Source organism: Curtobacterium sp. GC_Cur_3 (assembly GCF_026544205.1).
Taxonomy (GTDB): domain Bacteria; phylum Actinomycetota; class Actinomycetes; order Actinomycetales; family Microbacteriaceae; genus Curtobacterium.
Genome location: NZ_JALNUI010000003.1, coordinates 120,680 through 143,101, shown reverse-complemented (window position 1 = coordinate 143,101; position 22,422 = coordinate 120,680). Strand labels below are relative to the sequence as shown.

Below are 22,422 nucleotides of genomic sequence, written 5' to 3'. Positions count from 1 at the left end.
CTCGCACCACGTGGTCAAGCTCGCACCGGGCGCCCGCCGAGCGCCCGCGCCGCCCCGCGCCCGCGCCTACGGGCTGACCGACAGGACGATGAACGCGGCGAAGATCACCAGGTGCACGCCACCCTGCAGCCGCGTCGCCCGACCGGGCAGCACGGTGAGGACCGCCGCGACGATCGTCAGCGCGAGCAGCACGATCTGCGCCGACCCCAGCCCGAGCAGCAGTACCCCGTCCGTGAAGAACGACGCGACGGCGATCGCCGGGATCGTGAGCCCGATCGACGCCATCGCCGATCCCATCGCCAGGTTCAGGCTCGTCTGGATGCGGTTGCGCGAGGCTGCCTTCGACGCGGCGATCCCCTCGGGCAGCAGGATCAGCAGCGCGATGACGACACCGACGAACGACGGCGGGAAGCCGACCGCGGCGACGCCGGCCTCGATCGCGGGCGACTCAACCTTCGCGAGCCCGACCACGGCGACGAGCGCCAGCAGCAGCAGCCCGAGCGAGGTCAGCGTCGCGCGGCTGGTGGGTCGGTCGGCGTGGGCGTCCTCGGACTCGGTCAGCACGCCGCCCGCCCGGTTGACGGGCAGGAAGAAGTCCCGGTGCGCCACCGTCTGGGTGACGACGAACAGGCCGTAGAGCGCCAGGGACGCCAACGCCACGAACACGAGCTGCGCCGTCGTGAACGACGAGTCGTCGGTGCCGGTGGTGAACGTCGGCAGCACGAGCGTCAGCACCGCCAGCGCCGCGACGGTCATCGTGGCCGCCGAGGCGCCCTCCTGGTTGAACCGCACGGTGTTGTGCCGCAGCGTCCCGATCAGGATCGCGAGCCCGACGAGCCCGTTCATCGTGATCATCACCGCCGAGAACACGGTGTCCCGCGCGAGCGTCTCGGCCTTCGGCCCGCCGGAGCTCGACAGCGTGATGATGAGCGCGACCTCGATCACCGTGACCGCGACGGCGAGCACGAGCGACCCGAACGGCTCCCCCACCCGGTGCGCGACGACCTCGGCGTGGTGCACCGCGGCGAGGATCGTCCCGGCGAGCACCACGGCGACGACGATGACCCCCACCGTGCCGAGGTCGTGCATGATGAACGCCGGCACGAGCACGAGGGCGGCGATGATCGGCGTTCCGATCGGCCAGGCCCGGAGGATCCTCGAAGTCATCGGGCAATCCTGTCACCGACCCGTCCGGCTCACCGACCCGTCCGGCTCACCGACCCGTCCGGCTCACCGACCCGTCCGGCTCACCGACGTGGTGCGTAGACGTCCACCTCGTCCGGCGGCACCGCGATGCGCACGGTTTCGCCGCTCGCCAGCCCGAGTCTCGCCGCCTGGGCCACGGTCACGTCGGCGACGAGCTCACCCGCCCGGACGCGGACCAGTCCGTCCCGCGGCTCGACCGCGCGCACCTGCCGCGCGACCCCGGCCCCGTCCCGCGTGACGACGGCGGCCGTCGGGTGGTACGCGGCCAGGACCGGTCGGCCGGGAGGCTCGGTGCCGGTCCCCGACGCCACCTCGCCCCCGCCGTCGAGCGCGATCCCGGTGGCCGTGGCCGTCCCGGGGACGAGCGCGAGTCCGGAGAACGCCGCGCCGAAGGCACTGGTCGGCCGACCGAGGACCTCGGCGGTGGTGCCGGTCTCGACCACCCGGCCGTGCTCGAGCACCACCACCCGGGACGCGAGGGCGACGACCTCGATCGGGTCGTGCGTGACGAGGACGGTCGGGCGGCCGGTGATCGCGGTGGCGAGGGCCGCGCGGACGTGCTCGCGGGCCTCGACGTCGAGTGCCGAGGTCGGTTCGTCGAGCAGCAGCACCGCCGGGTCCGCGGCGAGGGCCCGTGCGATCGCGACCCGCTGCGCCTGCCCGCCCGACAGGGAGCCGGGGTCGCGCGGTGCCAGGGCGAGCGCGTCGACGACCGTCAGGGCCGCGTCGGAGCGGAGCCGGGCCTCCCGTCCGTGCACACCGGAGGCCCGCGGACCGTAGGCGACGTTGGCGGCGACCGACAGGTGCGGGAAGAGGTCCGGGCGTTGTCCGACCAGGCCGACCCGGCGGCGGTGCGACGGCACCCGGTGTCGGCCGTCGTCGACGCTGCGCCCGTCGATCGACACGGCGCCGGCGTCGAGGGTGACCAGGCCGGCGACGGCCTCGACGACGGAGGACTTGCCGACACCGTTCGGCCCGATCAGGGCGACGCATTCGTCGAGCCCGACCTCGAGGGCGACGTCGACGTCGCGGTCCCGCAGGACGACGTGGGCGCGCAGCCCGCTCATGCCGTCACCGGCCGGAGACCGGAGCGGACGGAGGTCGCGCCGATCACGACGACCGCGACCACCACGAGGACGAGCGCGAGGGCGATGGCGGTGTCCGGGTCGACCTCGCGCTGCAGGTAGATCTCCAGCGGCAGCGTCCGAGTGACGCCCTGCAGGCTGCCCGCGAAGGTCAGGGTCGCTCCGAACTCCCCGAGTGCCCGGGCGAAGCAGAGCACCAGCCCCGAGGCGATGCCCGGGAGGGCCCGCGGGAGCGTCACGGTGAGCAGGACGCGGGTCGGACTCGCACCGAGGGTCGCGGCGACCCGCTCGTACCGGTCGCCGCTGGTGCGGAGGGCACCCTCGACGGACGTCACGAGGAACGGCATCGCGACGAACGTCTGGGCCATCACGACGGCCACGGTCGTGAAGGCGATGCGGACGCCGTGCGCGTCGAGGAAGCCGCCGACCGGGCCGAGCCGACCGAAGGCCGCGAGGAGGGCGAGGCCGCCGACCACGGGCGGGAGCACCAGCGGCAGCAGGACGACCGCGCGGGCCACGCCGACCCAGCGGGAGCGGACGCGGGAGAACACGACCGCGAGCGGCAGCCCGAGGACGAACGCGATGCCGGTCGTGGCGGCAGCGGTGCCGAGGCTCAGGCCGAGGGCGGTCAGCGACGCCGGGGACGTGACGAGCGCGGCGAAGGAACCCCACTGGACTCGACCGACCATCGCGAGCACGGGCACCACGACGAACAGGCCGCCGAGGACCGCGGGGACGGGGAGCCACCAGGGGGTCTTCACGGAGCGCCGAAGCCTGCGGCGGCCAGGACCTTCTGTCCATCGTCCGATCGGACGTACGTGCTGAACGACCGGGCGAGGCTGGTGTTCCGGGACCCCTGCACCACACCGATCGGGTAGGTGTTGACGACCTTCCGTGCCGCGTCGAACTCGACCCCGTCGACCTTGCCGCCCGCGCCGCGGACGTCCGTGACGTAGACCAGACCAGCGTCGGCCTGCCCGGACTCGACCTTGCCGAGCACGTCGGTGACCGACTGTTCCTCGCTGACCGGGTGGAGCGTCACCCCTGCCGCCTGTTCGACCTTCTGCGTCGCCGCGCCGCAGGGCACCGGGACGGCACACGTGACGACCTGCAGGCCGGGGGCGGTCAGGTCGCCGAGGTCGTGGACCTGCTTCGGGTTGCCGGGAGCGACGGCGATCTGCAGGGTGTTCGTCGCGACGGGCTCGGCGCTGCCGTCAATCAGGTGGGCTGCGGTGAGCTTCTCCATGTTCGGCTCGTCGGCGCTCGCGAAGACGTCCGCCGGGGCACCGTTCTGGATCTGCGTGACGAGGTCGCTCGAGCCGGCGAAGGAGAACGTCACCGTCGTGCCGGGGTGGGCGCGCTCGTAGTCCGCGCCGAGCGTGGTGAACGTCTTCTGGAGGCTCGCGGCCGCGAAGACCGTGATGCTGCCGGTCGGGCCGGCGGTCGCCCGGCTCGTGCTGTCGGGCGTGCTCGTGCCGCTCGCCGCGGTCGTGCCACCGGTGCTGCAGCCGCTGAGGAGCACCAGCGCGGCGGCGGCAACGGCGAGCGTGGTCGTGGTCCTGCTGAGCACGGGGCCCTCCCTGCGGACGCAGGCGCGTCTCGTCTACTCCAGACTAGCCGCAGATGCGCCTCACACCGTGGGAAGCCCCTCGCGTTTCCACGCCTGCATGCCGCCGTCGAGCACCACCGCGGTCCTGCCGGAGGCGGTCGCCGCGGTGGCCCAGGCGACGGCGCGGGGTCCGCGGGCGCACACCACGACGACGTCGCGTCCGTCGTCCGCCGGCAGGTCCTCCGGCGGCACGGCGCCGGACACGACACCCTGCGCGCGCTCCTCCGGCGTCCGGACGTCGACGACGAGCACGTCGTCCGACGGGTCGGCGATCCTGGCAGCGAGGGCGGACGGCGCGATCCTCGCGAGCACGGTGTCGTCGGCCGGGGCGAGCTGTGCGGGACGGTGCGATCCGGGGCCGCGGCGCAGGGGGCTCTCGGTCCAGCGCCACCGACGGGCATCGACGCTGAGCACCCTGCCGAGCAGGGGCTCACCGAGTCCGGCGACCAGGGCCGTGACCTGGGCGGCCATCACGGAGCCGACCGCACCGCAGAGCGCGGGCAGGACACCGTCGAGCGCACACGAGCCCTCGTCCGGCTGCACGTCGGGGTGCAGGTCGTGGAAGTCGACGACCCGGTCGTCGAACACGGTGACCTGGCCGTCGTAGCCGAGAGCGCTCCCCCAGACGAAGGGGACGTGCTCCGCCGCGCAGGCGTCCGACACGGCACGCGTGACCAGGAGCGAGTCAGCGGCGTCGACGACCACGTCGTGCCCGGCGACGAGTCCGGCGTGGAAGCGCTCGACGACGGCGTCGACCCGGCACTCGGGGTCGACGGCCGCGGCGCGCTCGGCGGCGACCTGCGCCTTGTGACGCCCGACGTCCACCGCGGTGAAGAGCGTCTGGCGTGCGAGGTTCGACGGGTCGACGACGTCGGGGTCGACGATCGTCAGGCGGGCGATGCCGCTGCCCGCGAGGTACGCGACGACCGGGGCGCCGAGGCCGCCGGCACCGACGACGAGGACCCGGGCCGCCGCGAGCCGTCCGAGCGTGCGGTCGCCACCGGCGTCGAGCGCAGCGGTGCGCGAACCGAGGCGGCGGCGGGCCGGGGTGAGCGGGAACGGCGTCGTGTCGTCAGGTGTCGGGGCGGCGCCGTCTGCCGCCGGTGCGGTCTCGTCAGTCGTCGTCATCGGGGGTCTCCACGGTCACCATCGTGGCCTTGACCGAGGCGACGGCCACGGACCCGACCTCGAGCCCGAGGTCCCGGACGGCCTCGGCACTCATGAGCGAGACGACCCGGTGCGGCCCGCACTGCAGTTCGACCTGCGCCATCACGGTGTCCGCGACGACCTCGGTCACGATCCCCACGAAACGGTTGCGCGCCGAGCTCCTGACGGACGACGCCGGGTCGGGCAGCGCTCCGCCGTGGGCCTTCGCGTGCACGGCGAGCTCGTGGCCGTCGACCACCGCGCGACCCGCGTCGTCCAGAAGACGCGAGAAGGTGCCGGCGTCCACGAGCCGTCGAACCGTGTCGTCGCTCACCCCGAGGTACCTCGCCGCGTCCTTGACCCGCAACCGACTCATCCCCGGATGCTAGCGGTTCTGCCGGCCTCGACGCCCTCGGACCCGACCCGTCGGATGCTGTGAGGGCTCCGAACCACAATGTGACATTCTCAGGAGCACGAGGCAGATCGCCGGGTCGCCGCCCAGGGGCCGTCGATACCGTCGGCCCCGTGAGTTCCCCCCGTACCGGCACGATCGGCGTGCCCCGTCAGGTGTCCGCCCCCGAGGTGCGGACGCGGCTGCGCGGCGTGTCCGGTGCGATCGGCCTCGCCGTCGTGCGGACCCCGGAACTCACCATCGGCGCCCTGGCCGTCCTGGTCACCGCCGCCTTCTCGTGGGTGCCGTCGCTCTGGTACGACGAAGCCGCCACGGTCACGAGCGCCCAGCGGTCCTGGGCCCAGCTCTGGGCCGAACTGCACTCCGTCGACGCCGTCCACGGCCTCTACTACGCCCTCATGCACGCGTGGTTCTGGCTGGTCGGCTACACGCCGTTCACCCTGCGCTTCCCGAGCGCCCTCGCGATCGGCGTCGCCGCGGCCCTCGTCGTGGCACTCGGACGTCGCCTCGGCGGTCGGCGGCTCGGCATCGTCGCCGGCCTCGTCTTCCTCGCGCTGCCCCGTGTGCAGTGGGCCGGGTCGGAGGGCCGTCCCTACGCCACGATCACCACGCTGTCGGTCTGCCTGACCCTGGTCGGGCTCACCGCCATGCGCCGCACGCGGTCCCGACACCACGCCACGCGCTGGTGGATCGCCTACGGGCTGCTCGCCCTGGTCGCGGTCACGTTCAACGTCTACCTGTCGCTCGCCGTGGTCGCCCATGCGGTCGTCCTGCTCTGGATGCTGCTGGCCCGCAGGTCGGAGCTGCGCCGGGCCTCCATGTCCGTCCGCGCTCAGCTGGCTCCGCCGCTCGTCCCGCGCCGCGCGCTCGTGCGCTGGGCGATCGCGTCCGGCGCCGCCGCGTTCGTCGTCTCCCCCTTCGTGCTCGAGGTCGTGTCGCAGTCCAAGCAGGTCGGGTGGATCGCGCCCGTCGGCGACCGCACCATCGCGCAGGTCTTCGCCACGGCGTGGTTCGGTGCCGACGACGTCACGGCTGCCGTCGCCTGGACCCTGATGGTCGTCGGCGTCGTGGCCGCCGTGGTCCAGGTCCGTCGCCCCTCTCCCACGGTCCGGGCGCTCTTCCGGATGCAGGCCGTCCGGGTCGCACTCCCGCTCATGGTCGTCCCCACCGCGGTGCTCGTCGGCGCGACAGCCCTGGGTGAGCACCTGTACTCCCCGAAGTACGCCAGCCTGAGCCTGCCGTTCGTCGCGATCCTCATCGCCCTCGCCGTCACGCTCCTGCGCCCGAAGGCCTGGCTGGCGGGTGCCGTGGCGTTCCTCCTCGTCCTCTCGATCCCCGCCGCCCTCGCGGTCAAGCAGCCGATGGCGAAACAGGACTCGACCTGGGCCAAGGCAGCGTCGATCATCGCCGCCGCGCGGGACGCCCACCCCGACGCGGACGAAGGCGTCGTGTTCGGCAGTGTCTACGGGCACCCCGGCACCACCGCCGACATCATCCGGGTCTCCTACCCGTGGGCGTTCACCGGCATGACCGACCTCGGCGTCCGGAAGAACGGCGCCGAGACCGGTGTGCTGTGGAACCAGACCGGCGACGTCGCGACGACGGTGCCGGCACGCCTCGGTGACATCGACACCGTCTGGTTCGTCGGCGGCACCTCGCGCAACAAGGAACCGAAGACCACCGAGGTGCTCGAGCACCACGGCTTCGTGGCCGAGCAGCGCTGGAAGACCGGGACGGTCATCATGACGGAGTACGTGCGCGTCCGCTGACCTCCGAGGTCGTGGACGGGCCGTGTGCCATGCTGCCGTCATGCAGCACGACGTCCGCCCGATCGAGCCCGCCGACGCCGAACGGCTCGGTGACCTCCTCGCTCGGAACCGCGCCTGGCTCGCCCCGTGGGACCCGGTCCGCCCGGAGACCTTCTTCACGGTGGACGGTCAGCGCGCCGAGATCCAGTCGGCGATCCGACGGCGACAGCACGGCGTGATGATGCCGCTCGTGATCACCACCGACGGCGTGGTCGTCGGGCGGATCAACCTCAACTCGATCGTGATGGGGGCGTTCTGCTCCGCGACCCTCGGCTACTGGGTGTCCGAGGACGCAGCGGGCAACGGTGCCGCGACGGCGGCCGTCGGACTCGCGACCCGGATGGCCTTCGACCGGCTCGGGCTGCACCGTGTCGAGGCGGGCACGCTCCCCCACAACGAGCGGTCGCAGCGCGTCCTCGGGAAGAACGGCTTCGAGCGCTACGGGTACGCGCCACGGTACCTGCGGATCGCGGGTGAGTGGCAGGACCACGTCCTGTTCCAGCGCCTGGCCGACTGAGCCGAGACTCGGCTCCCCGGACAGTTTGCGCCCGCCGGACCGCGCATCATGTCCGCGGCGCCGAGACTCGGGGCGCGACAACGCGCCGCGAGCGACGCGTCAGTGGACGACGCGCGCGCCGTGCACCGGACCGGAGGCACGGACGGCGACGAGCCCGGCAGCGCTCAGCGCGACCTGGACCTCGAGCGCAGCGTCGATGTCGGCGACCAGGAACGCGACCGTCGGCCCGCTGCCGGACACCAGCCCCGCGAGGGCACCGGAGCGCTCCCCGACCTCGAGTGTGGCGGCGAGACCGGGCTGCAGGTGCATCGCCGGAGCCTGCAGGTCGTTGTGCAGGCAGTCGGCGAGCAGGTCCGGGTCACCGGCGCGCAGGGCCTGCAGCACGTTCGACTCGACGACGGGCATCGAGGGCGCCGGCGCGATGTCGGCACGGTAGCGCTCGCGGTGTTCGTCGAGCGCGCGGTAGACCGCAGGCGTGGAGAGCCCGTCGTCACTGAGCGCGAGCACCCACTGGAACTCGCCCTTCGCCAGCGCGGGACTCAGCTCGTCGCCGCGCCCGGTGCCCACCGCGGTCCCGCCGGCGAAGGCGAACGGCACGTCCGCGCCGAGTTCCGCCGCGAGCCGCAGGAGTTCGTCGCGACCCAGAGCCGTACCCCACAGCGTGTCGACCGCCAGGAGCGTCGCCGCCGCGTCCGCCGAGCCCCCACCCATGCCGCCGGCGACGGGCACCCGCTTGTCGATCGTCAGCCGGACACCGCCCGAGTACCCGGCGGTCTCGGCGACGAGCCGCGCGGCCCGGATCGCCAGGTTGGTGTCGTCGACCGGCACGCCCGAGGTGTCGACCGAGCCGGTGAAGGTCACGGTGAAGTCGTCGGCCGGTTCCGCGACGACGTCCTCGAACAGGGACACCGCCTGGTACGCCGTGGCGACGTCGTGGTAGCCGTCGTCCTGCAGGGCGCCGACGGAGAGGAAGACGTTGATCTTGCCGGGAGCGCGCGTCCGAACGCGCGTGGGTGCTGCCAGCGAGGTCATGCGACCAACCTATCCCGCCCGGCTCCCGCTGCCCTCCGCATGACTTCTGTCAGGATCGACAGCGTGGAGACGATCATCGCGGCCGACGTCCCGACCAGGCAGGAACTGTCCGAGCTGTACGGGTCCGTCGGGTGGACGACCTACACCGACGACCTGGACCGGCTGGTCCGAGCGATCGCGGGCTCGACGTGGGTCGTCACGGCGCGGGAGGACGGGCGACTCGTCGGGTTCGCCCGGGCGCTGTCCGACGGCGCGACCGTCGCGTACGTCCAGGACGTCCTGGTCGCCCCGGACCGCCACCGGTCCGGCGTCGGCGGGCGCCTCCTCGACGCGATGCTCACCCGGGCATCGGACGTCCGTCAGGTCGTGCTCCTGACGGATGCGGAGGACGGGCAGCGCGCGTTCTACGAGGCACACGGACTCACTGAGGTCCACGACGTCGAGCCCCCGCTCCGCGCGTTCGTGCGCCTCGCCTGACCGCTGACGGCCGACTCGACCGCCCGCTGTTGGTCGGCGGGCCCGACGGCTCGCACAGACCTCAGGCCGCGGCCGCGAACCCCCGCACCAGGTCCGCCAGGATGTCGTCCGGGTGCTCCAGGCCGATCGACAGCCGGATGAGCCCCTCGCCGACACCGGCGGAGGCCCGCTCCGACGGGGTCATCTGCACGTGGGTGGTCGACGCCGGGTGCACGACGAGCGACCGGACGTCGCCGATGTTCGACACGTGGTCGAACAGCTGCAGGGCCGCGACGAACCGCCGCCCGGCCTCGACACCGCCGGCCAGGTCGAACGCCAGCACCGCGGAGGGACCGGCAGGGACGTACCGCTGCTGCAGGTGGTGCCACGGGGAGCTCGGCAGCCCGGCGTAGTGCACGTGCTCGACCTGCGCGTGGGCGTCGAGCCACGCGGCCACGACGGCGGCGTTCTGCACGTGCCGGTCCATGCGGAGCGACAGGGTCTGGATGCCCTGCAGCACCAGGAAGGCGTTGAACGGGGCGATCGCGGGCCCCAGGTCCGCCGACAGCTTCGACCGGGTGCGCTGGATGAACGCGCGCCGTCCGAACTTCTCGGCGAAGTTCGTGCCCGAGAACCCCGAGTGCTCGGTCGTCGCGAGCTGCGGGTACTTCTCCGGGTACGCCGCCCAGTCGAACGTGCCGCCGTCGACGATGAGCCCCGCGATGGCACTGCCGTGGCCGGCGAGGTACTTCGTCGCCGAGTGCACGACGATGTCCGCACCGTGCTCGATCGGCCGGACCAGGTACGGCGTCGCGATGGTGTTGTCGACGATGAGCGGGACGCCGGCGTCGTGCGCCACGCCCGCCACCCCGGCGAAGTCGAGGACGTCCCCACGCGGGTTCGGGATCGACTCCCCGAAGAACGCACGGGTCTCGGGACGCACCGCCGCTGCCCACTCGGACAGGTCGGTGGGGTCCTGCACGAAGGTGAACGCGATGCCGAGGTCCTTCAGCGTCGACGCGAACAGCGTGTAGGTCGCCCCGTACAGCGAGGCACTCGACACGATGTGGTCACCGGCCCGGGCGAGCCCGAGCACCGCGAGCGACGTCGCCGCCTGGCCGGACGCGAGCGCGAGTGCTGCGACCCCGCCCTCGAGGTCGGCGATCCGCCGCTCCAGCGCGGCGGCCGACGGGTTGTTCACCCGCGAGTACGTGTGCCCCGGCGCGTTGAGCAGGAACCTGTCGGCGGCGTCCTCACCCGACGGGTACACGAACGCAGCGGTCTGCGCGATGGGCGGCACGTTCCCGCCGAAGCCCGGGTCGGACTTGAAGCCGGCGCGGATCTGCCGGGTCTCGAAGGCCCAGTCGTCCTCGACCGCCATCAGGCGGCCGGCCCGGCACCGACGGACGAGACGGCGTCGTCGGGCACCGACGCCCGCACGAGCGGGATGACCTGCTCGCCGAACCGCTCCATCTCCTCCAGCTGCGGCGAGAACTGCAGCAGCAGCGTGTCGACGCCCGCCTCCTCGTACTCGCGGATCCGCGCGGCGACCTGCTCCGGGGTGCCGACGAACTGCGGCCGCAGCCCGCGGTTCGACACGGAGTAGTCCTCGAGCGACGGCACGTGCTCGAGCTGCGACTTCGAGATGAAGTCCTGGTAGGACTCGTAGGCCTTGCCGTGCTGCACGTCGGTGATCCGCGCCAGCTCGGCCTGGGCCTCCTCCTCGGTCTCGCGGACGATCGCGTACGCGGCCATGCCGAACGCCTCGAACGGCGGCAGACCGGCGTCCTCGCGGCGACGACGCATCTCCGCGATCTTCGTCCGGAGCTCCTCGACCGTGCCGCCGTGGGTGACGTAGGCGTCGGCGTAGTGCGTGATGCTCGCCTTGCCGGCTTCGCTCTCGCCGCCGGCGTAGATGCGCGGGGTGATGCGCGGCTTCGGTTCGAGGTGCGCGTTCTCGACGTCGTAGTACTCGCCGTGGAACGAGTACGGCGTCTCCCGCCACATCCCCTTCATGACCTCGACGAACTCAGCGGTGCGCTTGTAGCGGTCGTCGTGCTCGGAGAAGATGCCGCCGTACTGCCGGGCTTCTTCCGCCCACCAGGCGCTCACCACGTTGAAGGTGAAGCGACCGCCGGAGATGTCGTCGATCGTCGCCGCCTGCTTCGCCGTCACGGCCGGCAGGTGGTAGCCGGGCCGCATCGCCGCCATGATCTCGAGCCGGTCGGTCGTCGCCGCGATGGCCGCCGCGAGTGCCCAGGCCTCCAGGCTCGGCGCCGCGACGCCCTTGATGTCGTTGAGGTTCAGCTCCGGCACGAGCGTCAGGTCGAAGCCGATCCGCTCCGCGCGCTGCGCCAGGCGCTTGACGTAGTCGAAGGTGACCGGCATCTGCTCGTCGTCGACGTTGCGCAGCCAGCCGCCGAAGAGCGGGGTCCAGTATCCGAATCGCACGGGGGTTCCTTGATGGTGGAGACGACGGACTGGAGGCTCGGTGCCGGTGGCGAGCCGGGCCTCCCGTCCGGTGGATGGTCAGGTCAGACGCGCGCCGCTGCGGTCGCGTGCTCAGCGTCCAGCAGGCCGCCGAGGTACCGGGCGATGGAGCGCGGGCCGGAGGCCGGTGCCGACTCCTCGACGGCGGGGTTGTAGTTCGTGTTCGTGTTGATGTCGTAGACGACGGTGCGGCCGTCGGTCGTCTCCATGAACTCGACGCCCGCGATCGTGATGCGCTGGTCGGCCAGGAACGTGCGGAGCTGCTGCACGAGCGGGTGGGTCGCGGTGACCTCGGTGCGGACGCTGAAGGCCGGTGGGGCACCCGCGGTCTCGGTGCCCGGGACGTCGCAGACCGCCCCGGCGATGACCTGCGGGACCTCGCACGCGTCGGCGGGGCAGAGCTCGAAGCTGCCCGCGCTGGTGTCGACGCGGACGGCGTAGACGAACTCGCCGCCGACGAACTCGACGCGGGTGATGAAGGGCTCGCGCGCCGTCAGGTACTCCTGCAGCAGGGTGATGCCGTCCACCGGGGCCTCGAACTCGGGGCTGTCGACGTAGGCGTCGAACTCCGCGAGCGAGTCGAAGCGACGCACGCCGAGGCCCTTGCCGCCCTGGTTGTGCTTCGTGATGAAGGGGACGTCCTGGCCGTCGGTGAAGGTCCGGGCGGCCTGCTTCAGGGTCGTCGTGCCGAACACGGCCGTGGTGCGCGGGACGTCGAGACCGGCCTGCCGGAGGAGTCCGTGCTGGGCGACCTTCGAGACCTCGAGCTCGAGCACGTGGCTGCCGCCGACCACCTGGCGTCCGGCACGTTCGAGCCAGCCGAGCACCGCGCGGGTGTACTCCTTGCTGTGCTCGTGCCCGCGGGTGTGCGAGCTCGCCGACATCCGCGACCAGTACACGCCGGGGTCGGGCTCAGCACCGAGGTCGATCTGCCCCTCGGTCAGGAGGATCTCCTCGACCGGGACGCCCTCGGCCTCGAAGGCGGCGGCGAGCGGCGGGAACCACTCGGGGTTCTCGTGGATGACGTACACGCGCGGAGTGCTCACGCGTCCACCCTAGGCACGGTCGGTCGGCGGGTGCCAGGTGTGTGACGCGGTACTACTCGGTGAAGACCTGTTCGCCGACGACGCCCAGCAGTTCGAGCTTCTGCGCGTCCTCGCTGCCGGCGGGTGCGGTGAAGAGCAGGAGCGCCTGCGCCTGGTTCGACGTGTGCAGCACCTGGCAGTCGACGGTGATCCGCCCGAGTTCCGGGTGCACGAAGGTCTTGTGGTCCTCCCACCGGCTGGCGACCTCGTGCAGCGCCCACAGGTCGCGGAACGCCTCGCTCTGCGCGTCGAGGTCGGCGATGATCGCCGCTGCCCGACGGTCGCCGGGGCCCGCTGCACCGACGGCGGCACGGAGCGCCGCGACCTGGGCGCGGGCGAGTCGCTCGTGCTGCTCCGGCGCGTACCGGGCGGGTTCGGTGTCGGTCATGAACCAGCGCCAGGGTTGGTACCGGTCGTTGCCGGTGAGACCCACGGTGCTGCCGAGGAGCGCTGCACCGAGCCGGTTCTCCACGAGGGTCTCGCCGAGGTCGCTGACGACGATGGCGGGGGTGTCCTCGAGTCGGTCGAGCACGCGGAGGATCGCCGGGTCGACGTGGTCCGACCGGTGGACACGGACCGGGGCGTTGTGGCCGGCGAGCCGGAGGAGGTGGTCGCGCTCGTCGAGACTGCACCGGAGCGCCCGGGCGATCGCGACCACCATCTGCTCGGACGGCTGCGGGCCGCGCTGCTGTTCCAGGCGCGTGTAGTAGTCGGCCGACATCCCGGCGAGGGCGGCCACTTCCTCCCGCCGGAGGCCGGGCGTGCGCCGACGGGCCCCGGTGCCGAGCCCGACGTCCTCCGGGCGGAGGAGTTCCCGGCGACGGCGGAGGAAGTCGGCGAGTTCGGGACGGTCCATGCGGACCAGTCTCCTGCGCGGTGCCCGTCGGTGCCAGGGACCGGCGGTCCCCCGATGTCCGGCCTCTGGCTGGCAGCCGACCGGCGGAGCATCGTGGTGGTCATGGACATCTCGAACTCCACCGTCTTCATCTCCGGCGCGACCTCGGGCATCGGCCTCGGGCTCGCCCTCCGCCTGCAGCAGGCCGGCAGCACCGTCGTCATCGGAGGGCGCCGCCAGTCACTGCTCGACTCCCTCGCCGCCGAACACGGGTTCGGCACCGTGCAGATCGACGTCGACGACGCGGCCTCGATCACCGCGGCAGCCGCCTCCGTCACCGAGGCACACCCGGCGCTCGACACCATCGTCACGATGTCGGGGATCATGCGCCAGGAGGACCTGCGGTCGTCGGCGCACCTCGCTGACGCCGAGGCCACCGTCACGACGAACTTCCTCGGCACCGTGCGGCTCGTCGACGCGTTCCTGCCGCACCTGCTCGCGCAGCCGGCGTCCACCGTCATGACGGTCTCGTCCGGGCTGGCCTTCACCCCGCTCGCCGCGACCCCGACCTACAACGCCATGAAGGCCGCCGTGCACTCGTACACGCTGTCGCTCCGCCAGCAGCTCGTCGGCTCCCCGGTGTCCGTGCTCGAACTCGTGCCGCCGGCCGTCGCGACCGACCTGCAGGGCGAGGGCGTGGACTTCGGCGGGATGCCGCTGTCCGCGTACCTCGACGAGGTCATCGCGCTGCTGTCGTCCGGTGCGTCGCCGGAGATCCTCGTGCAGAACGTCCTGCCGCTCCGGTGGGCCGAGCGCGACGGGACGCAGCAGCAGCTCATCGAGCGGCTCGCCGGGCACTGAGGCGGGTGGGTCGGCTGGTCGGTCGGTCGGTGCCGGTCGGTCGGGTGCTCAGTCCGAGGTTGACCACCCCGTGCGCGGCTGTCGGCCCGCACGGGGTGGTCAACCTCGCACGGGCTGAGGAACCGCGCACCGTGCGACCCGGTCAGCGCCGGCGCTTCGGCTTCTTCGTGGTCCGGGAGGCGTTCCAGTCGGTCAGGTTGTAGACCGCGACCAGTGCCGCACCGGCTGCCAGCCAGTAGCGCCGGGCCCGACGCTCAGCGAGCACCCCGAACACCGCGGAGAGCGCGATGTAGAGCAGTCCGCTGCTCTTCTCGATCCGACCGTGGTTCGCGAACGAGACCGCGGGGGTCAGGGCGTTGGGCTGCGCCGTGACCGCGTTGAGTCCGCCCTGCGCCAGGCCGAACACCGCGAACAGCCGACGAGCGCCGGGCCGCAGGCCGAACACGCGCGGCAGCAGGAGGTTCGACGCGGCGAAGCCGTAGTCGATCAGGCCGTGCAGCTCCGGGGAGATGGGCTTCAGCGAGCCGTTCGCGATCGCCGCGGCCTGCTTCTTCGTGGTCTTCGTCGTCTTCGCCATGCCGACCAGGGAACCCGGGGGCGATGCTCCGCACGGTCAGGGTCGCGCTCCGTGGCCACGCTCGGACGCGGACGTCAGTTCGTCGTCGGTCATGCCCGTCAGTCCGTCGTCGGTCGCGCCCTCCGGCGACGGAGGATGCGCTCCGCCATGCCGAGGCCCACGACGACCACGACCGCCAGCAGGCACAGCAGCGGTGGGACGTCCGAACTCGTCCGGAGCAGGACGTACCCGAGCGCGGCGACGATGGCGGAGGTCAGGAGCTCGGTACGTGTCGAGACGGTGGCGGGAGCGTCGTCCTCGGGGTCGTCGTGCGCACCGAGCGTGGCGAAGTTCGCTCCCCACAGGACGATCCCGACAGCGAGGGCCACCGACACCCAGGCGACGTCGCTCCCCGGCGATGCCAGGAGCCGCGACACTGCGATCCCACCGACGACCAGACCCGCGAGCACGAACAGCAGCGTGATGGTGATCGTCAGGCGGTTCGGGCGGTGCACGTCGAGAGCCTAGCGGCGGCCGCGCGTGCACTCGTCACGCCGCACTCGCCCAACATGCAGAATGTGACTCGACAGGTTCGATGATGCTCGCCAGGATGGAAGCCATGGGGAACGCGCGCCACGAGGAACACACCGGGACGTCGAGGCTCTTCCGACTGCTCGGCATCGGGATGGTGCTGGGCAGCGTCGCCATCACGGTGGCGCTCCTGACGGTGCCGGCGTCCCCCGGTGCCGAGCCGAGCACCGTCGACCTCGTCATCACCATCGGCACGATCGTCGTCATCGCCGTCCTCGGTGTCGCGATGGCCGTCGCGCGGATGTCCGTCATGGTCGACGACGCCCTCGTCATCCGCATGACACCGTTCTGGTACCGCCGCACCATCGACCCGGCGACCATCACGGAAGCGGTCCCCGTCGAGCTGCGCGGCTCACAGTGGGGCGGCTGGGGCATCCGGTTCGGCCTGGGGACCGGCACCGGTGTCCTCATGGACAACGGCCCAGGAGTCCGCCTCCGGATCCGGGGCAAGCGCGACCTGTCGTTCCGGTGCGAGGACCCCGGAGCGGTCATCGCGGGACTCCGCGCGAATGGAGCCGGTGCCTGAGACTGGGCGGGCGCCGGTGCGGGCGCCAGGTCCAACGGCGGTGACGCGAGGCGCTAGGCCGCGGCGAGGACCGTCCGACCGAGGCGCACGAACTCGTCGACGCCGAGCTCCTCGCCGCGAGCCGTCGGCGCGATCCCGGCGGCCTCGAGCATCTCGGACGCGCCGGCACTGCTGCCGAACAGCCCGGAGAGTGCCTGCCGGAGCATCTTGCGACGCTGCTGGAAGGCGGCGTCGACCAGGGCGAACACCTGCGCACGCAGTGCCTCGTCACCCGGCGGGTCGTGCCGCACGAACCCGACGAGGACACTGTCGACGTTCGGCACCGGCCAGAACACCTGGCGACTGACCTGCCCGGCGATCCGCCACGAGCCGTACCAGGCGGCCTTGACGCTCGGGGACCCGTAGACCTTGCTGCCCGGGTCCGCGGCGAGGCGGTACCCGACCTCGGCCTGCACCATGACGAGCGAGCGTTCGATCGACGGGAAGGTCGCGAGCAGGTGCAGCAGCACGGGCACGGAGATGTTGTACGGCAGGTTCGCGACCAGGTGCGTCGGGGCGTCCGTGAGGTCGGCGGCGGAGAGCCGGAGGGCGTCCTGGTGCACGACGGTCAGACGGGCGTCGGGCTGCATGGCCGCGACGGTCGCCGGCAGTCGGGCTGCGAGTCGGCCGTCGATCTCCACCGCTGTGACGGGAGCGCCGGTCTCGGTGAGCCCGAGTGTCAGCGATCCGAGGCCCGGACCGACTTCGAGCACCTGGGACGTGGCCGTCACGCCGCCCGCGACGACGATGCGCCGCACAGTGTTGGCGTCGTGCACGAAGTTCTGCCCGAGCTTCTTGGTCGGGGTGACGTCGAGCTGGGTGGCGAGGTCGCGGATCTCGGCGGGACCGAGCAGGGCGCTCATTCGTCCACCGTCACCGGCTCGGCATCCCAGGCGCCGTAGACGAGCTCGGTGTTCGACGCGATCTGCGCCGCGAGCATCGAGGCGTCGGTGCCGAGGGTCTCCGCCATCGAGCGGAGGGTGAGCGGGATCAGGTAGGGGGCGTTCGGCCGACCGCGGAACGGCGTGGGCGTCAGGTAGGGCGCATCGGTCTCGACCATGACGAGGTGCCGGGGTGCGACGTGCAGGGCGTCGCGGAGGAGCTGCGCGTTCTTGAACGTGACCGTGCCCGCGAAGGACATGTACCAACCGCGCTCGGCGCAGAGCCTGGCCAGGTCAGGGCCGCCGGAGAAGCAGTGGAAGACGGTCTTCTCCGGGGCGCCGACACGGTCGAGGACCTCGACCACGGCGTCGTGCGCGTCACGGTCGTGGATCGTCAGCGCGAGGTCGTGCTCCTTGGCGATCCGGATGTGTTCCTCGAACGAGCGGACCTGGGCGTCACGGCCGTCGTCGCCGGTGCGGAAGAAGTCGAGGCCCGTCTCGCCGATGGCGCGGACGCGGGGCATCGCGGCGAGTTCGGCGATGCCGGCCAGGTGCTCGTCAAGGAGTCCCTGGGCGTCGAGCGCGGGTGCTTCGTTCGGGTGCAGTGCCACGGCCGCGAGGACGCGTGGTTCGCGGGCGGCGATCGAGGCGGACCACTGCGACGTCGCGAGGTCGGTGCCGACCTGCACGACGCCCCGGACACCGACGCTCGACGCGCGGTCGAGGTGCTCCCGGTAGTCGAGCGCGTTGTCCCCGCCGTCGGCGATCTCCATGTGCGTGTGGTTGTCGTACACCGGCACGACGAGCGCCTGCGGCATCGGCGGGTAGGACAGGTCCCGCTTCGGGTCCGCCGCGTCGCCGCGCGTGCGGAGGTGCGCGTCGCTCACGCTGCGCCCTGTTCCGCCTGCTCGATGCGCGGGAAGAGTCCGGACTCCAGCGGCGTCACCTGGTCGGCGCCCTGCCAGTCGAACGCGCGGTCGACCCGCTGCTCGTCGATCGTCCCGCCGGCGCCGATGGAGGCCCAGAGCTTCGCGGTGGCCTTCGGCATCACCGGGGAGACCAGCACCGCGACCGTCCCGAGACCGCGCAGGGCGGTGGTCAGCACGGTGCCGAGGCGCTCCCGCTGGGCATCGTCCTTCGCCAGCGCCCATGGCTGCTGCTCGGTGATGTACCCGTTCAGCGCGTCGACGAGCTCCCATGTGGTCGCGATGGCGTCGTGCGGCGCGAAGGACTCGATCGCCGCGTCGGCGCGCTCGGTGACCGACCGCGCCAGGTCGTCGATCGCGACGTCGGACGGAGCGAGTGCACCGCGCGACGGCACGGCGCCGTCGAAGTACTTCTGCAGCATCGCGAGGATGCGCGACGCCAGGTTGCCGAATCCGTTCGCGAGCTCGGCCTGGTAGCGGGCGGAGATGTCCTCCCACGAGAAGTTGCCGTCCTGCCCGAAGGTGATGGCGCGGAGGAAGTAGTAGCGGAAGGCGTCGGACCCGAACGTGTCGGTGATCTCCGACGGCGCGATGCCGGTGAGCTTCGACTTCGACATCTTCTCGCCGCCGACGAGCAGCCAGCCGTGGCCGAAGACGCGCTTGGGCACCGGGAGCCCGGCGGCCATGAGCATCGCGGGCCAGATCACCGCGTGGAACCGGGCGATGTCCTTGCCGACGACGTGCACGCTCGGCCACAGGCGCCGGAAGGCCTCGTCGTCGTCGCTGCCGTAGCCGAGCGCCGTGACGTAGTTGAGCAGGGCGTCGAACCACACGTAGAGCACGTGGTCGTGGTCCCACGGGATCTTGATGCCCCAGTCGAAGCTGGACCGCGAGATGGAGAGGTCGCGCAGGCCCTGCTTGACGAAGGAGACGATCTCGTTGCGGACGCTCTCGGGCTGGATGAACTCGGGGTTCGACTCGTAGAGGTCGAGCAGCCGCTGCTCGAAGTCGGACATCCGGAAGAAGTAGTTGCGCTCCGCCAGGACCTCCACCGGGATGGAGTGGATCGCGCAGACCTGCTGGCCCTCGTACGCGCCGGTGCCGGGCACCAGGTCGCTCGGCTGCTTGTACTCCTCACACCCCACGCAGTAGAAGCCCTCGAACTCGCCGGCGTAGATGAAGCCGTCGTCGTGGAGCTTCTGCAGGAACGCGGTCACGCCGCGCTCGTGCCGTGCGTCGGTGGTGCGGATGAAGTCGTCGTTGGCGATGTCGACGGTGTCGAGCAGCGGCTTCCAGGCGTCCGTGACCAGGCGGTCGGCCCACTCCTGCGGGGAGACGTCGTTCGCCGAGGCGGTGCGCAGGATCTTCTGCCCGTGCTCGTCGGTGCCCGTGAGCAGCCAGGTGTCGTCGCCGCGCTGGCGGTGCCACCGCGCGAGGACGTCGGCGGCGACCTCGGTGTAGGCGTGCCCGATGTGGGGCACGTCGTTCACGTAGAAGATCGGCGTGGTGATGCTGAACGAGGACCCGTCGGACATGCGGACCATCCTACGGGCGCGGGCTCCCCGCATGACGCGACCGGCACCGGCCTGTGGAGAAGTCGGACGGGAGGCTCGTGGCGGGCCCGCACCGAGCCTCCCGTCCGGTCGTGCTCGCGACTACCGCGCGGCGAGCGCGCCTTCGTACAGGTCGCGCTTGGAGAGCCCGGTCGCGTCCGCGACGGCCGCGGATGCCTCCTTCATGCGGGTGCCGGCGGCGACGCGTTCGAGGACCAGGCGGACGCCGTCCTCGATCGAGACGACGTCATCCGAGGCGGACGCACCGGCGACGACGACGCAGATCTCCCCGCGGACGCCCTCGGCAGCCCAGGCGGCGAGCCCGGCGAGCGAGTCCCGCTTGACCTCCTCGTAGAGCTTCGTGAGCTCACGGCAGACGACACCGCGGCGGTCGTCCCCGAACGCGGCGGCCATGTCCGCGAGCGTGTCGGCGAGCCGGTGCGGCGACTCGAAGAAGACCATGGTCCGCTGCTCCCCCGCCAGGGCCTCGAAGACCCGGCGGCGCTCCCCCTGCTTCCGCGTGGGGAAGCCCTCGAAGGTGAAGCGGTCGGTCGGCAGGCCCGAGACGGCGAGCGCCATGAGCACCGCCGAGGGACCCGGGAGCGCGGTCACGGTCACGCCGGCCGCGGCTGCTGCCTCGACGAGGGGGAATCCCGGGTCGCTGATGGCGGGCATGCCGGCGTCGGTCAGCACGACCACGTCGGCGTCCCGGGCGAGCTCGACGACCTCGGCGGCGCGGGCCCGTTCGTTGTGCTCGTGCAGCGGGATGAGCCGCGGGCGGTTCTCGATCCCGAGGGCCCGCATCAGGTGGATCGCGGTGCGGGTGTCCTCCGCGGCCACGACCGTGGCGTTCGAGAGGGTCTCGACGAGTCGGCGCGACGCGTCGCCGAGGTTGCCGATGGGAGTTGCTGCGAGCACGATCACAGCCCCATTGTCGTCGCAGCGAGCGCATGCGCCGCATCCGTAGGATCGTGCGGGTGACCACGGACCTGGCCGACGCGCCCTCCTCTGCGCCCGACGTCGCCCGCGGGTCGCGTCTCGACGACTGGTGGGGCCGGCTGCTGTCGGTCGGCTGGCGGCTCGCCGCGTGGCGCTGGGGCGGACCGATCGCGGTCACCGTGCTCGCTGCGCTGTTGCGCCTGATCGACCTCGGGCGCCCGCACGCGTTGGTCTTCGACGAGACCTACTACGTCAAGGACGGCTGGTCAATCGTCCACCTGGGCTACGAGGGCACCTGGCCGGCGAATCCGACCGATCAGACGAGCCCGACGACCGACCAGCGGTTCACCGACGGGCAGACCGACATCTTCTCGAGTGCCGCGGAGTTCATCGCGCACCCCCCGCTCGGCAAGTACCTCATCGGGCTCGGCATGCTGCTGTTCGGCCCGGACAACTCCTTCGGCTGGCGCTTCGCCGTCGCGGTGCTCGGCATCGCCACCGTGTTCCTCGTCGCCGTGATCGCCCGGTCGTTGTTCCGGTCGACGCTCGTCGGCACGCTCGCTGGCGGGTTCATGGCGGTCGACGGCCAGGCGATCGTGATGTCCCGCGTGACGCTGCTCGACGGCATCGTGACGTTCTTCGTGCTGCTCGGCTTCGGCGCGCTGCTGCTCGACCGGCGGTGGACGGAACGGCGGCTGGACCGATGGGTGGCCGCGCGCGTCGCCGCCGGCCGCGACACCCTGTGGGGTCCGGTGCTCTGGTGGCGTCCGTGGCTGCTCGCGATGGGGCTGGCGCTCGGGCTCGCGACCAGCACGAAGTGGACGGGCATGTACTTCCTGGCGTTCTTCGCCGTGTACTCCGTGCTCGTCGACATGATGCTGCGGAAGCGGGCAGGCATCGAGTTCTGGACCTCGAGTGCGTTCCTGCAGCAGGCCCCCGTGTCGTTCCTGCTCACCGTGCCGATCGCCGCGGTCACCTACGTCGTGTCGTGGACCGGCTGGTTCGTGTCGAAGGACGGCTGGGACCGCCAGTGGATCGCGTCCGGCGGGCAGCGATGGCGGGGCGTGCTGTCGTGGGTGCCGGACAGCGTGCAGAACTGGTGGCACTACCAGTCGGAGATCTACGGCTTCAACATCGGCCTGCACACGCCGCACTCGTACCAGGCGAACCCGCTGCTCTGGATGCTCATGCAGCGGCCCACGTCGATGTACTACGTCGGCACGAACGCCGGGGAGTCCGGCTGTGCGACCACCCGCTGCGGGGCGGCGATCACGGGCATCGCGGACCCGTTCATCTGGTACCCGTCGGTGGCCGCCGTGATCGCGCTGCTGGTGCTGTTCGTGCTGCGCCGCCGGTGGGAGTACGGCTTCGTCGCGATGGGCGTCGGCGCCGGGTACCTGCCCTGGCTGCTCTACGTCGACCGGACGGTCTTCCAGTTCTACACGATCGCGTTCGAGCCCTACATGGTGATGGCCCTGGCCGCCGTCATCGGGGTGCTGCTCGGGTCCCGGGAGGACCCACGACCCCGACGGACCAGGGCGATCGTGTGGATCGGCGTGTACCTCGGGGTGGTGCTGCTCGCCACGGCGTACTGGTACCCGATGTGGACGGCGCTGCAGGTGCCGTGGGACTTCGTCCGGTCGCACTACTGGCTGCCGAGCTGGTTGTAGGCGGGCTGGTCTCGCTGGTCGTGCTGGTCGCGCTGGTCCGGACCACCACCGGACGGGAGGCTCGGTGCCAGGCCGCCACGGGCCTCTCCCCACCGACACGGCCGGCCCGCCGCTGGCGCGTCGGTCCGGAACCGGCGGCGTGGGCCCAGTCCGGCGGGTGCCGAGCGGTCACGACACCCGGCCCGCTGTGCGCGAGTGG

23 protein-coding genes are annotated in these 22,422 nt (G+C 72.0%); 6 read left to right on the top strand and 17 right to left on the bottom strand.

Features of this window, described 5'->3' with window-relative positions:
* Positions 1-66: 66 nt before the first annotated feature.
* From OXR63_RS02545 to OXR63_RS02520, 6 genes are all read right to left on the bottom strand, one after another.
* Positions 67-1,167 carry a calcium:proton antiporter gene (locus tag OXR63_RS02545; protein WP_267419837.1) on the bottom strand — a complete coding sequence of 367 codons (1,101 nt, stop codon included), beginning with the start codon at positions 1,165-1,167 and terminating at the stop codon, positions 67-69.
* Between the two features lie 80 nt (positions 1,168-1,247).
* Positions 1,248-2,273 (bottom strand): ABC transporter ATP-binding protein, encoded by a 1,026-nt coding sequence (locus tag OXR63_RS02540; RefSeq protein WP_267419835.1) that lies wholly within the window; start codon positions 2,271-2,273, stop codon positions 1,248-1,250.
* A complete protein-coding gene (locus OXR63_RS02535) occupies positions 2,270-3,052 on the bottom strand; it encodes an ABC transporter permease (RefSeq protein WP_267419833.1) in 783 nt (260 codons plus the stop codon). Before OXR63_RS02535 ends, OXR63_RS02540 begins: the two co-directional genes overlap by 4 nt.
* Positions 3,049-3,861: a molybdate ABC transporter substrate-binding protein gene (modA, locus tag OXR63_RS02530; protein WP_267419831.1), complete on the bottom strand. Its 813-nt coding sequence runs from the start codon at positions 3,859-3,861 to the stop codon at positions 3,049-3,051. The genes OXR63_RS02535 and modA overlap by 4 nt, the downstream gene beginning before the upstream one ends.
* A 60-nt stretch (positions 3,862-3,921) precedes the next feature.
* Positions 3,922-5,028: a HesA/MoeB/ThiF family protein gene (locus OXR63_RS02525; RefSeq protein ID WP_267419830.1), complete on the bottom strand. Its 1,107-nt coding sequence runs from the start codon at positions 5,026-5,028 to the stop codon at positions 3,922-3,924.
* Positions 5,015-5,422, bottom strand: coding sequence for a TOBE domain-containing protein (locus tag OXR63_RS02520; protein WP_267419829.1), 408 nt, complete (start codon positions 5,420-5,422; stop codon positions 5,015-5,017). The genes OXR63_RS02525 and OXR63_RS02520 overlap by 14 nt, the downstream gene beginning before the upstream one ends.
* Before the next feature lie 149 nt (positions 5,423-5,571).
* Between OXR63_RS02520 and OXR63_RS02515 the strand changes: the two genes are divergently transcribed.
* Together OXR63_RS02515 and OXR63_RS02510 are read left to right on the top strand one after the other, a co-directional pair.
* On the top strand, positions 5,572-7,227 hold the full coding sequence (locus tag OXR63_RS02515; RefSeq protein ID WP_267419827.1) for a glycosyltransferase family 39 protein: 1,656 nt from the start codon (positions 5,572-5,574) through the stop codon (positions 7,225-7,227).
* Between the two features lie 40 nt (positions 7,228-7,267).
* Positions 7,268-7,783, top strand: coding sequence for a GNAT family N-acetyltransferase (locus OXR63_RS02510; protein WP_267419825.1), 516 nt, complete (start codon positions 7,268-7,270; stop codon positions 7,781-7,783).
* Between the two features lie 99 nt (positions 7,784-7,882).
* On the opposite strand, the gene OXR63_RS02505 is transcribed toward OXR63_RS02510, so the two are convergent.
* Positions 7,883-8,815: a 4-(cytidine 5'-diphospho)-2-C-methyl-D-erythritol kinase gene (locus tag OXR63_RS02505; protein WP_267419824.1), complete on the bottom strand. Its 933-nt coding sequence runs from the start codon at positions 8,813-8,815 to the stop codon at positions 7,883-7,885.
* 63 nt (positions 8,816-8,878) lie between these two features.
* Between OXR63_RS02505 and OXR63_RS02500 the strand changes: the two genes are divergently transcribed.
* Positions 8,879-9,292 carry a GNAT family N-acetyltransferase gene (locus OXR63_RS02500; protein ID WP_267419823.1) on the top strand — a complete coding sequence of 138 codons (414 nt, stop codon included), beginning with the start codon at positions 8,879-8,881 and terminating at the stop codon, positions 9,290-9,292.
* 61 nt (positions 9,293-9,353) lie between these two features.
* Here the strand turns inward: OXR63_RS02500 and OXR63_RS02495 are convergent, their stop codons facing one another.
* From OXR63_RS02495 to OXR63_RS02480, 4 genes are all read right to left on the bottom strand, one after another.
* Positions 9,354-10,652: an O-acetylhomoserine aminocarboxypropyltransferase/cysteine synthase family protein gene (locus OXR63_RS02495; protein WP_267419821.1), complete on the bottom strand. Its 1,299-nt coding sequence runs from the start codon at positions 10,650-10,652 to the stop codon at positions 9,354-9,356.
* Complete coding sequence (locus OXR63_RS02490; RefSeq protein WP_267419819.1) at positions 10,652-11,722, bottom strand: LLM class flavin-dependent oxidoreductase; 1,071 nt, start codon at positions 11,720-11,722, stop codon at positions 10,652-10,654. The genes OXR63_RS02495 and OXR63_RS02490 overlap by 1 nt, the downstream gene beginning before the upstream one ends.
* An 83-nt stretch (positions 11,723-11,805) precedes the next feature.
* A complete protein-coding gene (locus OXR63_RS02485; protein ID WP_267419818.1) occupies positions 11,806-12,807 on the bottom strand; it encodes an ATP-grasp domain-containing protein in 1,002 nt (333 codons plus the stop codon).
* Positions 12,808-12,859: 52 nt separating this feature from the next.
* The gene (locus tag OXR63_RS02480) at positions 12,860-13,702 is read right to left on the bottom strand and encodes a helix-turn-helix transcriptional regulator (RefSeq protein WP_267419817.1); all 843 of its coding nucleotides are present in this window, start codon (positions 13,700-13,702) and stop codon (positions 12,860-12,862) included.
* Positions 13,703-13,804: 102 nt separating this feature from the next.
* Between OXR63_RS02480 and OXR63_RS02475 the strand changes: the two genes are divergently transcribed.
* Complete coding sequence (locus OXR63_RS02475; RefSeq protein WP_267419816.1) at positions 13,805-14,542, top strand: SDR family oxidoreductase; 738 nt, start codon at positions 13,805-13,807, stop codon at positions 14,540-14,542.
* Positions 14,543-14,684: 142 nt separating this feature from the next.
* Here OXR63_RS02475 and OXR63_RS02470 read toward each other — a convergent pair whose 3' ends face one another.
* Positions 14,685-15,119: a hypothetical protein gene (locus OXR63_RS02470; RefSeq protein WP_267419815.1), complete on the bottom strand. Its 435-nt coding sequence runs from the start codon at positions 15,117-15,119 to the stop codon at positions 14,685-14,687.
* Between the two features lie 98 nt (positions 15,120-15,217).
* On the bottom strand, positions 15,218-15,613 hold the full coding sequence (locus OXR63_RS02465) for a hypothetical protein (protein WP_267419814.1): 396 nt from the start codon (positions 15,611-15,613) through the stop codon (positions 15,218-15,220).
* A gap of 104 nt (positions 15,614-15,717) precedes the next feature.
* Here OXR63_RS02465 and OXR63_RS02460 point away from each other — a divergent pair, with 104 nt between their 5' ends.
* A complete protein-coding gene (locus OXR63_RS02460) occupies positions 15,718-16,215 on the top strand; it encodes a hypothetical protein (RefSeq protein ID WP_267419813.1) in 498 nt (165 codons plus the stop codon).
* Between the two features lie 53 nt (positions 16,216-16,268).
* On the opposite strand, the gene rsmA is transcribed toward OXR63_RS02460, so the two are convergent.
* The 4 genes from rsmA to rsmI all read right to left on the bottom strand — a co-directional run bounded on the left by rsmA (position 16,269) and on the right by rsmI (position 20,538).
* The gene (rsmA, locus tag OXR63_RS02455; protein WP_267419812.1) at positions 16,269-17,117 is read right to left on the bottom strand and encodes a 16S rRNA (adenine(1518)-N(6)/adenine(1519)-N(6))-dimethyltransferase RsmA; all 849 of its coding nucleotides are present in this window, start codon (positions 17,115-17,117) and stop codon (positions 16,269-16,271) included.
* Positions 17,114-18,022 (bottom strand): TatD family hydrolase, encoded by a 909-nt coding sequence (locus tag OXR63_RS02450; protein ID WP_267419811.1) that lies wholly within the window; start codon positions 18,020-18,022, stop codon positions 17,114-17,116. The genes rsmA and OXR63_RS02450 overlap by 4 nt, the downstream gene beginning before the upstream one ends.
* A complete protein-coding gene (gene metG / locus OXR63_RS02445) occupies positions 18,019-19,596 on the bottom strand; it encodes a methionine--tRNA ligase (RefSeq protein WP_267419810.1) in 1,578 nt (525 codons plus the stop codon). The genes OXR63_RS02450 and metG overlap by 4 nt, the downstream gene beginning before the upstream one ends.
* Positions 19,597-19,716: 120 nt before the next feature.
* Complete coding sequence (gene rsmI, locus OXR63_RS02440) at positions 19,717-20,538, bottom strand: 16S rRNA (cytidine(1402)-2'-O)-methyltransferase (protein ID WP_267419809.1); 822 nt, start codon at positions 20,536-20,538, stop codon at positions 19,717-19,719.
* A gap of 53 nt (positions 20,539-20,591) precedes the next feature.
* On the opposite strand from rsmI, the gene OXR63_RS02435 reads away from it, so the two are divergent.
* On the top strand, positions 20,592-22,223 hold the full coding sequence (locus OXR63_RS02435; RefSeq protein WP_267419808.1) for a dolichyl-phosphate-mannose--protein mannosyltransferase: 1,632 nt from the start codon (positions 20,592-20,594) through the stop codon (positions 22,221-22,223).
* The last annotated feature ends 199 nt before the right edge of the window (positions 22,224-22,422 follow it).

What these genes read in the sequence shown, in the direction of transcription:
- OXR63_RS02510 (WP_267419825.1), top strand. Translation starts at nt 7,268, where the DNA reads ATGCAGCACGACGTCCGCCCGATCGAGCCCGCCGACGCCGAACGGCTC.
- OXR63_RS02545 (WP_267419837.1), bottom strand. Translation starts at nt 1,167, where the DNA reads ATGACTTCGAGGATCCTCCGGGCCTGGCCGATCGGAACGCCGATCATC.
- metG (WP_267419810.1), bottom strand. Translation starts at nt 19,596, where the DNA reads ATGTCCGACGGGTCCTCGTTCAGCATCACCACGCCGATCTTCTACGTG.
- OXR63_RS02520 (WP_267419829.1), bottom strand. Translation starts at nt 5,422, where the DNA reads ATGAGTCGGTTGCGGGTCAAGGACGCGGCGAGGTACCTCGGGGTGAGC.
- OXR63_RS02525 (WP_267419830.1), bottom strand. Translation starts at nt 5,028, where the DNA reads ATGACGACGACTGACGAGACCGCACCGGCGGCAGACGGCGCCGCCCCG.
- rsmA (WP_267419812.1), bottom strand. Translation starts at nt 17,117, where the DNA reads ATGAGCGCCCTGCTCGGTCCCGCCGAGATCCGCGACCTCGCCACCCAG.
- OXR63_RS02470 (WP_267419815.1), bottom strand. Translation starts at nt 15,119, where the DNA reads ATGGCGAAGACGACGAAGACCACGAAGAAGCAGGCCGCGGCGATCGCG.
- OXR63_RS02460 (WP_267419813.1), top strand. Translation starts at nt 15,718, where the DNA reads ATGGGGAACGCGCGCCACGAGGAACACACCGGGACGTCGAGGCTCTTC.
- OXR63_RS02505 (WP_267419824.1), bottom strand. Translation starts at nt 8,815, where the DNA reads ATGACCTCGCTGGCAGCACCCACGCGCGTTCGGACGCGCGCTCCCGGC.
- OXR63_RS02475 (WP_267419816.1), top strand. Translation starts at nt 13,805, where the DNA reads ATGGACATCTCGAACTCCACCGTCTTCATCTCCGGCGCGACCTCGGGC.
- OXR63_RS02495 (WP_267419821.1), bottom strand. Translation starts at nt 10,652, where the DNA reads ATGGCGGTCGAGGACGACTGGGCCTTCGAGACCCGGCAGATCCGCGCC.
- OXR63_RS02540 (WP_267419835.1), bottom strand. Translation starts at nt 2,273, where the DNA reads ATGAGCGGGCTGCGCGCCCACGTCGTCCTGCGGGACCGCGACGTCGAC.
- OXR63_RS02480 (WP_267419817.1), bottom strand. Translation starts at nt 13,702, where the DNA reads ATGGACCGTCCCGAACTCGCCGACTTCCTCCGCCGTCGCCGGGAACTC.